The sequence below is a fragment of the Azospirillum griseum genome (assembly GCF_003966125.1).
GTDB lineage: Bacteria > Pseudomonadota > Alphaproteobacteria > Azospirillales > Azospirillaceae > Azospirillum > Azospirillum griseum.
Genome location: NZ_RXMA01000018.1, coordinates 12,463 through 25,625 on the forward strand (window position 1 = coordinate 12,463; position 13,163 = coordinate 25,625).

Below are 13,163 nucleotides of genomic sequence, written 5' to 3' on the forward strand. Positions count from 1 at the left end.
TGATTTAAAATGCTTCCCTGCATCGCGCGTGTCGGTTCGCCGGGCAGTGGGGTGAGCAAGCTATGGATGATGTCGGTCGGTCGGGCGTGTTGCCGGCCTTGGCCAGCCTGTGTCTGCTGGGCCTGTTCGTCGCTGCCGGAATGGCCGCCTTGCCGTTGCGGGGCGCACCACCCAATCTGTCCTTCGTGCCGGTGGCCCCCGAAACGCTGCCACCGTTGAACGGCACCTTTCCGGTTTTGACCCTGCGGGCCGACCGCAGCACCATCCGGTCGGGCTACGCCAACCGCGATTCGGACGGGCGAATCCGGGTCACGCTCTATGATCCCTATGAACCCCTGCTGGCCGACGCCAGCGAAGGCGTGCTGTTTTCCGCCGACCTGCGCGCCCTGTGGCTGTTGGCGACGGACGAGGAGCGCACCCGCCTGCGCGCCGGGGTGAACGCGCTGGCCCAATCGCTGCGCCAATCCGCCGATCAGGTCCTGCATTCCCCGGAATTCACCAACGAATACCGCCCGCTGTTGCAGGACGCCGCCCGCCACGCCATCGAAGCCGCGTGGAAGCTGCCCTCCACCCGCGCTGCCTACAACGAGATGCTGCGCGGAGCCGAACCCATCCTGCGCGACGTCGCCAACCGCGAGGTGCGCCCCCTGCTGATGCGCCGCCTCGACGGGTTGCTGTGGGACATTGTGCAGGCCAACGTCGGCACCGTGTTCAGCGTGTTCAACGCCAAGCCCTGGAACATGGCCCCGGTCGAGCAGGCGGTGGAAGCCGCCTTGCGCGACATGCGTGACCAGGGCGTGTTGGAGCGCGCCTTGGCCCAGATCGTCGAGACCCGGCAGAGCAAGGCGTTTCTGCAGGTGTTCGCGGGCAACGCCATCGACGCGCTGGCCGCCGATCACCGGATCGAGGAAACCCTGTTCCGGCTGGTCACGGATCCGCGCATGGCCGCCTACCTGTCGCCGATGAGCGGGCCAACCAGCGACCTGTCGCTGATGGCCCCCCGCATCCTGTTCGGCGTGCGCGAGGGCGGCGATCTGAACGCGGTCGCGGCCTACACCTTCAACGGGTTGGTCGGCGGACGGCCCGGCCCGGTCATCATCCTGATGACGCCGCAGCAGCGCGACGCGATGCTGAGCGTTGATTCCACTGTGCCCAAGCTTCTGGTGCGGAGCGCCACGCCGTGACCGACATCACCATCGACAATCTGACGATCTCGCGGCCCGGTGGCGGGCGTGTGCTGAACGACACCACGCTGGAGTTGCGCGCGCACGAGGTGGTGTTGCTGGTCGGCCCCAGCGGCGGCGGCAAATCGACCATCGTCAAGCTGCTGGGCGGCCTGTTGGAGGTTGGCGAGGACGGATGGACGGTGACGGGCCAGCTTCGCCACGGCGACCGGACCATCGACCTCAGCCACGAGCGCAGCGACATCGGCGGCATCGTCTTCCAGGATCACGCGCTGTTCGACGATCTGTCGGCCATTGAAAATCTGCGCATCGCCGCCGACCACGCCACCAGCACCCACCCGTCGCTGATGCGCGACGCCGCCGCTCTGCTGGCCGATGTCGGCCCCGACAAGCGCATCGCGGCGTGCAGCGGCGGGCAGCGCCAACGTCTGGCCATCGCCCGCACCGTGCTGGCCGACCGCCCGGTGCTGCTGTTTGACGAACCGAACTCCGGCCTCGACGTCGTGTCGGCCCGCCGCCTGGGCGAACTGATTCGCGGCCTGTGTCAGGTGATGGGCAAACCGGCCCTGATCGTCGCCCACCATGTGAAGGATCTGTTGCCCATCGCCGACCGGGTGCTGCTGCTCGACACGCGCGGGCGGCGGTTGATCGAGGTGCCGCCGGACGCTGATCTGGTGGAGGCCGAACTGGTCCGCACCAGCGTGGACGACGGCCGGGGGACCGCCCCGGCTCCGGCCAACCCGTGGCCGGAGTCCATCGGACGGCGGTCGGGGTTGCACTGGTTCCTGCGCTACCTCGCCGAATATTTCTGGGTGCTGTGCGCCTCGCCCCTGATGCTGATCTACATGGGGATGGGGGCGTTGATCATGGGCTTTGTGTCCATGTGGTTCGGTTTCAATTACAACTCCTTCGGCGGCTTCCTGAAATCGGTGCTGCACGACGAAACGCTGGTCGGGGTCGGTTTGGTGCAAGCCACCGTTGCCGTGCCGCTCATCAGCAGCATCCTGTTCGTGGCCCGCAACAACGCCATCATCGCCGCCGACATCGGCAACCGGGTGCTGTCCTCGCAGTTCAAGGCGATGGAAAACCTGCAAATCCCGGCGCGCGGTTACATCTTCACCGCCATCGTCATCAACATGGTGGTCGGGTCGGGCCTGCTGCTGGCGGTGTCGCTGGCGGTGGCAAGCTGGGGATCGATGGAAACCTGGCATCTGCTGTTCCCCCAACAGCACCGGGAGTTGTGGCAGGATCATTTCTTCCGCAAGCTGCTGGTCAATGGGTTGACGCCGTCGCCGAAGATGGGCTGGGTGCTGTTGAAGGTGGCGCTGAGCGGGCTGGTGGCCAGCGGAATCGCCATTGTCATCGGCATGCGGCCCAAGGATTCGGTGATCGCGATCAACACCGCCATCGCCCAATCCATCATCGCCGGGGTGACGGTGACGCTGATGGTGCACGCCATCGTGTCGGTGTTGACCCTGACGTTCTAAGGCCGGGGCGATGGCGGCCTGTGAAAGCGGAGCGTGGGTTCGGTTTATGCGACGCCGCATAGTTCTTTGCTGCAACCGCGCAAGGGCTGTGTTTAGAATGCTTAAGGATTCCAGGGAGGTGAGCGATGTCCGGTGACGACCAGCCGTCTTTGACGCAGGCGGGGACCGCCCCGAAATCCGGCTATCGCGCCGCCGGGGGGACCACGACGATGGCGGCGGTGGCTCTGGTCGCCGCGCTGACCTCCGCCTTCTGGTCGCCGCCGCTGTTCAAGCTGCTGCATCTGCGCACGCCCGGTGCGGCGGCGGACGCGCGGCAGGATGTGGACATCGGTCGTCTCAACCAGTCGGTCGCTGATCTGGAACGCAAGCTGGCCGACGTCAACGCCAATCTGGCCAAGGCCCAGCAGGACACCGCCAGCGCCCGCGCCGGACAGACCGCCGCCGAGTCGCGGGTCGGTCTTCTGGCGCTGGTCCAACTGCAAGCGGCCTTGCGCCGCCCCGGCCCCTTTGACGTCGAACTGGCGTTGGTCCGCGCCGCCAACCGCGACCTTGGCCCGCTGGCGGCGGCACTGGAGCCGTTGGACAAGCTGGCCCCCTCCGGCATCCTCGTCGGGTCGCAACTCCGCACCGAATTCAACGAGTTGGCCGATGAGCTGACCCGCCGCGATTACAAGGTGATCCCCATCGCCTGGATGAACTCGTTGTTGGGTCGCCCGACGCCGGGGGTGGAACCGGCGGGCGTCTTCCCGCCGGTGGAGCGCGCCTCCGTGCTCGCCGACCGGGTCAAGGAGAAGCTGGCGAACAACGATCTGGCCGCTGCGGTGAACGAATTGGCCTCGATGAGCGGCGACGCCGCTGCCCTGGTCGAACCCTGGGTCAATGAGGTGCGCGCCCGCATCGCCGCCGACGCGGCGATTGTGAAGTTGGGCGACCGCATCGCCGCCACTCTGAGCCGTCCATGATCCGGGGCGGCCGTCTTCGGGGCGTTGCCGCCGCAACCGGTCTGGCGGTGACGCTTCTGTGCGGCCCGGTGGCCGCACAGGCGGTGGCCCCACCGGTCGCCGCCACCGTGACGCCATCCCCGGTGACGCCGCCAGCCGACGCCCCGTTTGCCGTGCTGCCCCCCGGCAAGACACCGATCAAACCCGCCCCCAGCGGCGGCGTGCTCGACGCCTACAGCCGCTACATGTTCACCTGGAACAAGACGGTCTACGGCAAGATCGATGAGTTTTACGGCTGGTGGTACGGGCCACAAGCCACCAAGGCCACCCCCGCCCCGGCGGGCAGCGTCGGCGGTTTGGGCAACGTCGTCGCCAACCTGGTCAACGAACCCGTTACCGCCATCACCGCGTTGGCGGTGGGCGATGTCGGGGCCAGTTGGCGCTCGGTGGAACGGTTCGGCATCAACAGCACCGTTGGTTTGTTGGGCTATTACGACACCGCCACCGCCTGGGGCTACCGCCCGATCCACAACGACGCGGGCCTGAGCCTGTGCAAGGCCGGGGTTGGCGAGGGCGGTTACGTTGTGTTGCCCTTCGTCGGGCCGCGCACGGTGCGCGACGCCGTGGCCGACATCGTGCTGACCAACGCCGTGCTGTGGTACGCGGCGGGCAGCCTGCTCGGCACCGGGGCCAGCCTGCAAACCATCGCCATCGCCGAGTCGGTGGAGATCATCACCGACATCGTCGCCACCCGCCAGATCGACCCGCAGGCCAAGGCCATCGGCTTTTCCGATTACAACACCACGCGCGACCGTTACCTCGCCCAGCGCCGCGCCCGCTGCGCCGTGCTGCGCGGCGAACCGCTGACTCCGCCCAAGGCGGGATAACGCCATGGTGTTGACCGGTTCCCGCCTGCGGCTGCGCCCCTGGTGCCAGTCGGATCTCGACCCGTTCGCCGCGATGAGCGCCGATCCCGCCGTGATGCGCCATCTGCTGCCCCTGCCCGACCGCGCCGCCTGCGCGGCGGTGATCGAACGGTTTGAGCGGCATCGGAACGAGCATGGCTTCACCTTTTGGGCCATCGAAGTGCCTGGGCTTTGCCCTTTCATCGGCTTTGCCGGGCTGCTGCGGGTTGGGTTCGAGGCCCCTTTCACACCCGCCGTCGAAATCGGTTGGCGCTTGGCGTCCGCCCATTGGGGCCAGGGCTACGCGACGGAGGCGGCCAATCTCGCCCTGCGACATGGCTTTGAGGATCATGGCCTGCGGCAGATCGTCGCCCTGACGGTTCCCGACAACAGCCGGTCGCGCCGGGTGATGCAGCGGCTGGGCATGCGCCACGATCCACGCGACGATTTCGACCACCCGCGCGTGCCCGATGGCCACCCGCTGAAACGCCATGTGCTGTATCGGCTGGACCGGGCGGACTATTCCACCACCGCCTGAAACAGATAGCCCATGCCGTGCACGGTGACGATCCGGGTGGGATCCGCCGGATCGGGTTCGACCACCCGGCGCAGGCGGCGCACCAGCCGGTCAATCGACCGGTCATAGGGCACGTTGTCGCCGCGCAGGGTCAAATCCAGCAGATCATCGCGCGACAGCACCCGTCCCGGATTTTCGACAAAGGCTGCCATCAAGTCGAATTCCGCCGAGGTCAGGCGGACATCCTCCCCCGCCGGGTCACGCAGGCGGCGTTTGTCCAGATGCACTTCCCAGCCGTCGAAGCGCTTCACCCGCCCGCTGGCGGGCGCGGCGGCAGCGGATTGACCCGGACGGGCCACCCGGCGCAGCAGGCTGCGGGTGCGGGCCAGGATTTCGCGGGGTTCGAACGGCTTGGTGATGTAATCGTCGGCCCCCAGCTCCAGCCCAATGATGCGGTCCATCCGGTCCGACCGCCCGGTGATCAGGATGATGCCGATGTTGGAACTGGCCCGCAGCTCCCGCGTCACCATCAGCCCATCCTTGCCGGGCAAACGGATGTCGAGCAGCAGCAGATCGACCCGCCCGCGCGCCAGCAGCGCCGAAAGCTGGTCGCCGTCGCGCGCCAGCGCCACGCGGTAGCCTTCGCCTTCCAGATAGGATTTCAGGGTTTCGCGGGTGATGGGATCGTCGTCAACAACGGCGATGGTGTGCATGCTTCCCCACGCTGTTCCCCACGCTGGATGCTGGGGCGACAGGTTATCCGCTCCCCGCGCGCGCGTCATCTTGCGGATTGTCCGTGTTGCACCCTGTTCTGTATGGTGACAATGCTGTGCCCCTTGCCAAAGGGCGGGGACAAGCCCATCATTGTACCCATGACAAATTGGACCCCCGATCTGACCGGCCGCGACGGCCCGCTCTACCGCATCATCGCCGACGCGCTGGCCGATGACATCGCCAGCGCGACCCTGCCGGTTGGTGCGCGCCTGCCGACCCATCGCGACCTCGCCTTTCGTTTGGGGGTGACGGTTGGCACGGTGACGCGGGCCTACGCGGAAGCCGAACGGCGCGGCCTGATCGGTGGGGAGGTTGGGCGCGGAACCTTTGTGCAAGCGCCCCGCCCTGCCCTCCCGTCGCCAACTTCAGCCGCCCCGTTGACCGGGTCCTACTTCACGCCGGGCGCGCCGCCGGTCCCGCCACCGGGCGACGGCACCGTCAACATGACGACCATCCGTCCCGCCCACGCGTTGGCGGGGCAGGCCCTGGCCGACACGCTGACCGCCATCGGGGCGAGCGGCCAGACCGCCGCCTTTCTCGGTTATGGCCCCCACGCCGGGCTGCCGTTCCACCGCGAGGCCGGGGCGGCGTGGTTGCAGCGCCAGCACCGGGTCAACGCCACGGCGGAGTCGGTGCTGTTGACCACCGGGGCGCAGAACGCCATGGCGGTGGCGCTGGCCGCCGTCGCCCGCCCCGGCGACATCGTGGTGACGGAACGCCTGACCAACATCGGCACCAAGACGCTGGCCGCCAACCAGGGCTATCACCTGGAGGCCGTGGACATCGACGAACAGGGCCTGACGCCGGAGGGGTTTGACAGCGCCTGCCGCCGCCTGGGACCGAAGGCGCTCTATCTGGTTCCGACCATCCACAACCCGACCGGGGTGGTGATGGGGGCCGACCGCCGGGTGGAGATCGCCGCCATCGCCCGCCGTTACGGCGTCATCATCATCGAGGACGACGTGTTCGGCTTCATGGTCCCGGACGCCCGCCCGATCCAGACCATCGCGCCCGACATCACGCTTTACGTCACCAGCCTGTCGAAAAGCGTGTCGGCGGGCTTGCGCGTCGGCTACGTCGTCGCCCCGCCGGATCTGCGCCCACGGGTTGAGGCGGCGATCCGCGCCCTGCAATACTCCGCCCCTTCCCTGACCGCCGAGGTGGCGAGCCGCTGGATTCAGGAGGGGACCGCCGACCGCATCGTCGCTGCCCAGCGCGCCGAGGATCTGGCCCGCCAGCATCTGGCCCGCTCCATCCTGCCGCCGGAAACCGTCTATGGCCACCCGGCGGCGCAACATCTGTGGCTGGTCCTGCCCGAACCCTGGCGACGGGAGGATTTCGCCACCGAAACCCGGCGGCGCGGCGTGGTGGTGATCGGCGCCGACGCCTTCGCCGTCGGCCGCACCAGCGCCCCGCACGCCGTCCGCGTCGGCCTGTGCATGCCGGGAACCCGCGACGAAACCGCGCGCGGCCTGCGCGCGATCGCCGATTCCCTGCAAGCCCCGGTGTCGGCGATGCTGTCGATTGTGTGAGCGGAGTGGCGGGTCAGGGGCCGGTCAGCCGATCCAACGCCGCGACGATGATGGTGTCTTCCGACAGGAGGTTCCCGACGCAAGGGCCAAGTTCAGAGACATGAACAGCGCCCGCGAATTGCGTCACCATCACCAGCGGTTCTCCTTCAATCATGAAAACCGGGTTGAGCAGAGTGGCTGGTTGTGGCGCTTCATTCGGCGGCAGCAACGGCGCGACAAAGCGCGTGTTGAGATCCCGTAAAATGTTGGCCTGTAGGTCAAGCAGATAACCAGGGCCATCCAGACGACGGTGAATGTCAAAACGGGCCATCAGTAGGGCCGGTGCTTCGCCAAAGGAAGGCCATGCGCCTCGACATAGGCGTTCGACGATGCAAGGGCCGCGCGGTTTTCGTCCAACCAGCGCTTTTCGCGCAGTTCAGCGATCTGCGCCGCCAACCCGCGCTCGCAGGCCCGCGACACATTGATGCCAAGGGCTTTGGCTTGCTCCAACAGATCGCTGTTGAGGCTGACGTTGGTCGCCCGCTTCGGGGCGGAGGCGTCAAAGGAAAGGCGCGTGTCCGGCATCCCATTTCTCCATGTTTATACACATAGAGAATGCGCATAGTTATGGGCAAGGTCAAGCGGCGACCGCCTCCAGATCGCGCCGCACCCGCTCCACCAGATCGGAAAAGCTCAAACCCTCTTCGGCCAAGCGACCGCTGTAGGGTCCAGTGCGCGAGACCCAGCCGGTCGCCGATATCATCGATAGGCCCGTCTTCAAGCAAGCGCGTGCGGATCTCCCGCAGCGAGATCGCTGTCGCGCGGAAGCAGGACGGTGGTGCGCTGGCCGAAATGAGGGGAGTGTCGAACAGGAATTTGTGATGGCGCCAATGCCCGGTTTGGGTTGTCAGGTTGCGTCAGCCGCACCCCCGCAGGTCAGGGAGCGGACGGATTTCGCATCGAAAATTCGGTCCAGCAGAGCCTCACGGACCCCGAAGAAGGATTGATACCCTCTGCGGTCATACAGTTCGTCCAAATGTTGGCCATGCCAAGCGTCGATGCTGTTGACAAAGGCGATGAGCGTGTTGGGGGCAAAGGGCACCCGCTTGGCTTCTACGCATGTGATGTCGAAAGAGGACGCATACTGAGCGTAGAAAGGCACCGGCATATCTTTTGGCAGCAGAGGACGACCGGAGCCAACCTGTTTATAGAATAAAGTTCCAAGATGCATATGGTCGCTGTCTGGCGGCATATAATATAGAATTGTTAGCGCACCGCGCAGATTATCGATATGAGGTGCTAAAATATGCTTATTCCGCCTTGTCACAAGTTCATCTTGTATGATTTCAAAATCATCCTTTTCCAGCATCAATTGATCGTGCCGATCCAAATCATATCGCCGCAACTGTTCATTAATATCTGTCTTGAGCTTTTCGAATACCAAAGGAAACACACAGTCGATCATAAGCTCTTCAAACTGCAACCAGTCGAGCTTCAGATTATTCACCAATTTGCCAATCTGCCCCAGACTGTCTGGATTGTTTGCATGCATCCCATGAAAACTCATGGCGCGAAAATTGTCACTTCCAACCGGAAGAACATGTTCCTCATGCCAAATTTCCATTAAGCAATCATAGCATGACTACGGCAAAAAATTATGAATGCAAAGATTTTGATCTGGAATCTCTTCAGGAAATGATTTTGAGAATTTCTCAAAAACATTCTTGTGAATATTATAAAATCATATTTTATAACAAAACTCCAAAAAGCATAACAAGAAAACGACGCTGCTCGCAGTGCCAGATCGAATCCCTGCTGAGCAACAGTGTCATCCATTGGTTCTGAGCATTTTTGGTAGCCCTAAGCTCTAAGAACCTCTGCCGAAGGTTTGGAAGATTCTTCAGCGATCGCTCACACCGTTCAGAAAAAATCATTTTTAGGTAGTAGAAGCGGTGTATGCGTTAATTTCAAGAGAGAAAATTTCATGTGAGTGTTTTTATTGTTTTGGCGACGAAACATTCACTCCTTATAAATTGTGCTGTCCGATTAAAAACATTCGGATCGCGCGAAAAGCAACTGGAGTCGACGATGCCCGTTCAGACATTCAACCCATCGGACCTGCCGCAGAGCACCACCAACTGGGCGGTCGCTCAGCGCGTCGTCGGGCCTTTTGCGCCGCATGCGCAGACCACACCCAACATGACCATCATCGTCGATGCCGGGTATCTGCTCAACGGCACCACGCTGACCGAAGTCAACCCGCAGACGGTGGGTCCTTTTACCGCGACACCCAGCCAACGGGTGGACCGTGTGGTCGTGGACCGCGCGACCGGGGTGGCCAGCATCGTCGTCGGCACGGATGGCGGTGTCACGCCACCGGCCCTTCCCGCAGGCAAACTGCCGGTGGCCCGCGTTCATCTCCTGAACACCCTGTCGTTCATCACCAACGCGGCGATCAGCGACGAACGCGCGCTGTCCGACCTGACGACCTCCTCTCTGGCGAATGAGGTTTTCTGCCGAATCACCCTGAACGGCGTCGACCAGACCGGCGTCCCGAATTCGACCGCCACGCGGGTCAATTTGACGACCGCCGACTTCAACGTCGGCGGTGCCTTCGACACCACGACTTACCGCTTCAAACCAACAGTGGGCGGCTATTTCATCATAGCGGCTCAGGTTAATATCGTAAACACAGGCAGTGGAGTAAATATTGGAGCCTCCATTTATAAAAATGGCTCAGCGCAATCCTGGAATTTTGTCGCTCCGGCGCGGACCAGTAATTACCCCGTACAAGTCAACGATATCGTGCAGATGAATGGCACGACGGACTATGTCGAGCTTTATTGTTCACAAGATAACGGCTCTGCCCGCAGCATCAGCGGCGCTAAACATGATACCTGGTTTTCAGCCTCCCGGTTGCGCTAAGCCCGGTGGGTTGGTGGCCCGTTCCGCTTGCCACTCGTGACGCGCATTCACGGGTGGCTAGCGGTCTTCGCCACTATGCATGCTGGTTAGAGGCATCGTGTTGACGGTGGGTTGCAACATGAGACGGGTCAGATGTTGACGTGATTTGTGGAACCGGAGTCTGATCCCGCCCCTGATCGCCCTTCCCACCCTACTGCGCCCGCATCCGCAGCGGTGACACGCCGAACCAGCGGCGGAACGCGCGGCTGAAGGCGCTGACTTCCGAATAGCCCAGCAACGCGCCGATGTCGGCGATGGGGACATGGCGTTGGCGGATGTAGACCGCCGCCAGATCGCGCCGCACCCGCTCAACCAGATCGGAGAAGCTCAGCCCCTCGTCGGCGAGGCGGCGTTGCAGGGTCCAGCGGGCCACGCCCAGCCGGTCGGCGATGTCCTCGACATAGGGATAGCCATCGGGCAACCGCGCGCGGATCTCCGCCGCCACACGGTCGAGCAAGGCCGGTTCGCCGGTGTCGTGGGCGATGCCCACCAACGTGCCGCACAGGGCGGTCAGGCGCGCCATGTCGCCGCCGGGCATCCGCCGGTCCAGGTCGCGGTCGCGCAGGATCAGGGCGTTGGTGCGCTGGCCGAAATGGGCGGGCGCGTCGAACAGGGCTTCGTGCTGACGCCACTGCTCCGGCTTGGGGTGTTCAAAATGGACCTCCTCCGGCATCCAGGACGGGCCAAGGCAGGCGCGCACGACGTTGGCGAACATGCCCATCGTCAATTCGGCGTCCTGCCGCCGCTCGACGATGCGGCCGTCGAGGATGCGGTATTCCAGCCGCAACAGACCGTGGTCGCGCACAAAGCGGGTTTCGGTGGCCTGCTGGTGAAAGGGAAACAGCCGGGCCAGATGCTCCAACGACGATCCCAGCGTCGGGGCCGACAGGGCGATGCGCCCGATCAGCCCCAGCATTTCCGGTTGGAACTGGCGGCCGAACAGCAGGCCGAAATTGTCGTTGCCGGTGTCCTGCGCGGCGACCTCCATCATCGCCACATAGGCGGTGAGGTCGAGCGCCAGGGTCGGTTCGTCGAGCGCGCGTTCCTCCACCCCGACGCGGTGAAACACACGGTCGGGCCGCCCGCCCTGCCGGGCGATGAAGGGGGCCACGCCCGAGGCGGCGGCGGCGAGGATGTTGTGCCGCGTCTGCCCATCCGTTGGGCGCGCGGTGGCGGTCTGCCTAGAATTCGTGCCGTGAGTCGTCATGACAGAGCCTTCCACAGCCGGTTTGCCGCACCGCAGCAAACGCCGTGCCGGATGAGGGCCTCAGCGTCGCAAAAATCGTTCGCACACTCAATTGAACGATAGTCTGATGTTTCTATAACGAAGGATCGCGCCAACGGCAAAGGCCGCCGTCGGGGAACGACGGCGGCCTTCGGCGTGACGCCTCGCCGCGTGTCAGGCGGCTTGCGGGATGGAACAGGCGTCAGGCTCCGTCAACCGGCCAGCCGACCGATCAGTCGGTCATCGACCGCGCTTCGGCCAGGGCAACGTTCAACAGCGGGTCGCCGTCCTGCTTCAGATCGGCGAAGAAGCGGTAGAACAGATAGCCCAGCGCGAACAGCGCCACGAACAGGCCGAACACCAGGAAATTGAAGTAAATCATCGTCCCCAACGCCAGCACCGCCAAGGCCAGCGAGATGGCCGGAAACACCGGGTAGAAGGGGGCGCGGAACGGGCGGGCCAGGTTGGGTTCGCTGGCGCGCAGCTTGAACAGGGCGGCCATGCTCATGATGTACATCACGATGGCCCCGAACACCGACATGGTGACGATGTTGGCGGTCAGCGGCTGCCCGCCGATCTGCACCAGCTCGTCGGAGAAGATGGCGGCGATGCCCACCACGCCTCCGGCCAGGATGGCCCAATGCGGGGTCTTGCGGGTCGGGTGGACGGTGGCGAACACCGGCGGCAGGAACCCGGCGCGCGACAGGGCGAAGATCTGGCGCGAATAACCCATGATGATGCCGTGGAACGACGCGACCAGACCGAACAGACCGATCCACACCAGCATGTGCAGCCAGCCGCTCGATTCACCGACCACCGCCTTCATCGCCTGGGGCAGCGGGTCGTTGATGTTCGACAGCGCCTTCCAGTCGCCGACGCCACCGGCGAAAATCATGGTCCCGAAGGCCAGGAAGACCAGGGTCAGGATGCCGCAGATGTAGGCGCGCGGCACGGTGCGGCTGGGATCCTTGGTTTCCTCCGCCGCCATCGCCGCCCCTTCGATCGCCAGGAAGAACCAGATGGCAAACGGGATCGCCGCCAGGATGCCGCCGATGCTGCCGATGGAGAAGCTGTTTTCCCCCGACCAGCCGTTCGCCGTGAAGTTGGCCCACGAGAAGCCCGGCGTCACCACGCCCATGAACACCAGCAATTCGATGATCGCCAGCACGGTGACGAACAGTTCAAACGTCGCGGCGATGGACACGCCCGCGATGTTCAACCCCATGAAGATGATGTAGGCCCCGACCGCCGCCACCTTTGGATCAAGCGCCGGATATTGCACGTTCAGATAGGCCCCGATGGCCAGCGCGATGGCGGGCGGGGCGAACACGAACTCGATCAGCGTGGCGAAACCGGCGATGAAACCGCCGGTCGGCCCAAAGGCGCGGTAGCTGTAGGCGAACGGCCCCCCGGCGTGGGGAATGGCGGTCGTCAGCTCGGTGAAGCTGAAAATGAAGGTGGTGTACATCGCCGCGATCAGGATGGTGGTGACGAGGAAACCCAAGGTCCCCGCCGCCGCCCAACCGTAACTCCAGCCGAAATACTCACCCGAGATCACCAGACCGACCGCGATCCCCCACAGATGAAGCCCGGTCAGGCTTTTGCTCAATTCAGGCTGCGTGTTCCCAGACATGAAAGACCCTCCTGCCCCTGTT

General features: G+C 64.3%; 14 protein-coding genes. 7 read left to right on the plus strand and 7 right to left on the minus strand.

All coding sequences use genetic code 11. The features are described 5' to 3' along the window. The first annotated feature begins 62 nt into the window (after positions 1–62). From EJ903_RS17385 to EJ903_RS17405, 5 genes are all read left to right on the plus strand, one after another. On the plus strand, positions 63–1,184 hold the full coding sequence (locus EJ903_RS17385) for a hypothetical protein (protein ID WP_126617782.1): 1,122 nt from the start codon (positions 63–65) through the stop codon (positions 1,182–1,184). Continuing rightward, a complete protein-coding gene (locus EJ903_RS17390; protein ID WP_126617784.1) occupies positions 1,181–2,671 on the plus strand; it encodes an ATP-binding cassette domain-containing protein in 1,491 nt (496 codons plus the stop codon). The genes EJ903_RS17385 and EJ903_RS17390 overlap by 4 nt, the downstream gene beginning before the upstream one ends. Positions 2,672–2,796: 125 nt before the next feature. After that, on the plus strand, positions 2,797–3,633 hold the full coding sequence (locus EJ903_RS17395; protein ID WP_126617786.1) for an MICOS complex subunit MIC60: 837 nt from the start codon (positions 2,797–2,799) through the stop codon (positions 3,631–3,633). After that, complete coding sequence (locus EJ903_RS17400) at positions 3,630–4,499, plus strand: MlaA family lipoprotein (RefSeq protein ID WP_126617788.1); 870 nt, start codon at positions 3,630–3,632, stop codon at positions 4,497–4,499. Before EJ903_RS17395 ends, EJ903_RS17400 begins: the two co-directional genes overlap by 4 nt. Before the next feature lie 4 nt (positions 4,500–4,503). Then, positions 4,504–5,055, plus strand: a complete 552-nt coding sequence (locus EJ903_RS17405) for a GNAT family N-acetyltransferase (protein WP_126617790.1) — start codon at positions 4,504–4,506, stop codon at positions 5,053–5,055. On the opposite strand, the gene EJ903_RS17410 is transcribed toward EJ903_RS17405, so the two are convergent. Beyond that, the gene (locus tag EJ903_RS17410) at positions 5,037–5,747 is read right to left on the minus strand and encodes a response regulator (protein WP_126617792.1); all 711 of its coding nucleotides are present in this window, start codon (positions 5,745–5,747) and stop codon (positions 5,037–5,039) included. The genes EJ903_RS17405 and EJ903_RS17410 overlap by 19 nt on opposite strands. Positions 5,748–5,906: 159 nt before the next feature. Here EJ903_RS17410 and EJ903_RS17415 point away from each other — a divergent pair, with 159 nt between their 5' ends. After that, positions 5,907–7,340, plus strand: coding sequence for an aminotransferase-like domain-containing protein (locus tag EJ903_RS17415; protein ID WP_126617794.1), 1,434 nt, complete (start codon positions 5,907–5,909; stop codon positions 7,338–7,340). A gap of 13 nt (positions 7,341–7,353) precedes the next feature. On the opposite strand, the gene EJ903_RS17420 is transcribed toward EJ903_RS17415, so the two are convergent. The 4 genes from EJ903_RS17420 to EJ903_RS17435 all read right to left on the minus strand — a co-directional run bounded on the left by EJ903_RS17420 (position 7,354) and on the right by EJ903_RS17435 (position 8,943). Then, entirely contained in the window at positions 7,354–7,650 is a 297-nt protein-coding gene (locus tag EJ903_RS17420; RefSeq protein WP_126617796.1) for a CcdB family protein, read from the minus strand. Beyond that, on the minus strand, positions 7,650–7,904 hold the full coding sequence (locus EJ903_RS17425) for a type II toxin-antitoxin system CcdA family antitoxin (protein WP_126617798.1): 255 nt from the start codon (positions 7,902–7,904) through the stop codon (positions 7,650–7,652). Before EJ903_RS17425 ends, EJ903_RS17420 begins: the two co-directional genes overlap by 1 nt. Before the next feature lie 52 nt (positions 7,905–7,956). Further along, positions 7,957–8,082: a hypothetical protein gene (locus EJ903_RS28035; protein WP_281274765.1), complete on the minus strand. Its 126-nt coding sequence runs from the start codon at positions 8,080–8,082 to the stop codon at positions 7,957–7,959. A 144-nt stretch (positions 8,083–8,226) separates the two neighbouring features. Then, positions 8,227–8,943 carry a hypothetical protein gene (locus EJ903_RS17435; protein WP_126617799.1) on the minus strand — a complete coding sequence of 239 codons (717 nt, stop codon included), beginning with the start codon at positions 8,941–8,943 and terminating at the stop codon, positions 8,227–8,229. A 464-nt stretch (positions 8,944–9,407) separates the two neighbouring features. Here EJ903_RS17435 and EJ903_RS17440 point away from each other — a divergent pair, with 464 nt between their 5' ends. Next, positions 9,408–10,244, plus strand: coding sequence for a hypothetical protein (locus EJ903_RS17440; RefSeq protein WP_126617801.1), 837 nt, complete (start codon positions 9,408–9,410; stop codon positions 10,242–10,244). A 190-nt stretch (positions 10,245–10,434) separates the two neighbouring features. Here EJ903_RS17440 and qhpR read toward each other — a convergent pair whose 3' ends face one another. Beyond that, a complete protein-coding gene (gene qhpR / locus EJ903_RS17445) occupies positions 10,435–11,490 on the minus strand; it encodes an AraC-like transcriptional regulator QhpR (protein ID WP_126617803.1) in 1,056 nt (351 codons plus the stop codon). A 250-nt stretch (positions 11,491–11,740) separates the two neighbouring features. Beyond that, complete coding sequence (eat, locus tag EJ903_RS17450) at positions 11,741–13,141, minus strand: ethanolamine permease (protein ID WP_126617805.1); 1,401 nt, start codon at positions 13,139–13,141, stop codon at positions 11,741–11,743. Positions 13,142–13,163 lie beyond the last annotated feature (22 nt).

Coding starts and splice junctions, on each gene's coding strand:
- eat (WP_126617805.1), bottom strand. CDS start 13,141: ATGTCTGGGAACACGCAGCCTGAATTGAGCAAAAGCCTGACCGGGCTT.
- EJ903_RS17385 (WP_126617782.1), top strand. CDS start 63: ATGGATGATGTCGGTCGGTCGGGCGTGTTGCCGGCCTTGGCCAGCCTG.
- EJ903_RS17400 (WP_126617788.1), top strand. CDS start 3,630: ATGATCCGGGGCGGCCGTCTTCGGGGCGTTGCCGCCGCAACCGGTCTG.
- EJ903_RS28035 (WP_281274765.1), bottom strand. CDS start 8,082: ATGATATCGGCGACCGGCTGGGTCTCGCGCACTGGACCCTACAGCGGT.
- EJ903_RS17415 (WP_126617794.1), top strand. CDS start 5,907: ATGACAAATTGGACCCCCGATCTGACCGGCCGCGACGGCCCGCTCTAC.
- EJ903_RS17435 (WP_126617799.1), bottom strand. CDS start 8,943: ATGGAAATTTGGCATGAGGAACATGTTCTTCCGGTTGGAAGTGACAAT.
- EJ903_RS17395 (WP_126617786.1), top strand. CDS start 2,797: ATGTCCGGTGACGACCAGCCGTCTTTGACGCAGGCGGGGACCGCCCCG.
- EJ903_RS17405 (WP_126617790.1), top strand. CDS start 4,504: ATGGTGTTGACCGGTTCCCGCCTGCGGCTGCGCCCCTGGTGCCAGTCG.
- EJ903_RS17440 (WP_126617801.1), top strand. CDS start 9,408: ATGCCCGTTCAGACATTCAACCCATCGGACCTGCCGCAGAGCACCACC.
- EJ903_RS17425 (WP_126617798.1), bottom strand. CDS start 7,904: ATGCCGGACACGCGCCTTTCCTTTGACGCCTCCGCCCCGAAGCGGGCG.
- EJ903_RS17420 (WP_126617796.1), bottom strand. CDS start 7,650: ATGGCCCGTTTTGACATTCACCGTCGTCTGGATGGCCCTGGTTATCTG.
- EJ903_RS17410 (WP_126617792.1), bottom strand. CDS start 5,747: ATGCACACCATCGCCGTTGTTGACGACGATCCCATCACCCGCGAAACC.
- qhpR (WP_126617803.1), bottom strand. CDS start 11,490: ATGACGACTCACGGCACGAATTCTAGGCAGACCGCCACCGCGCGCCCA.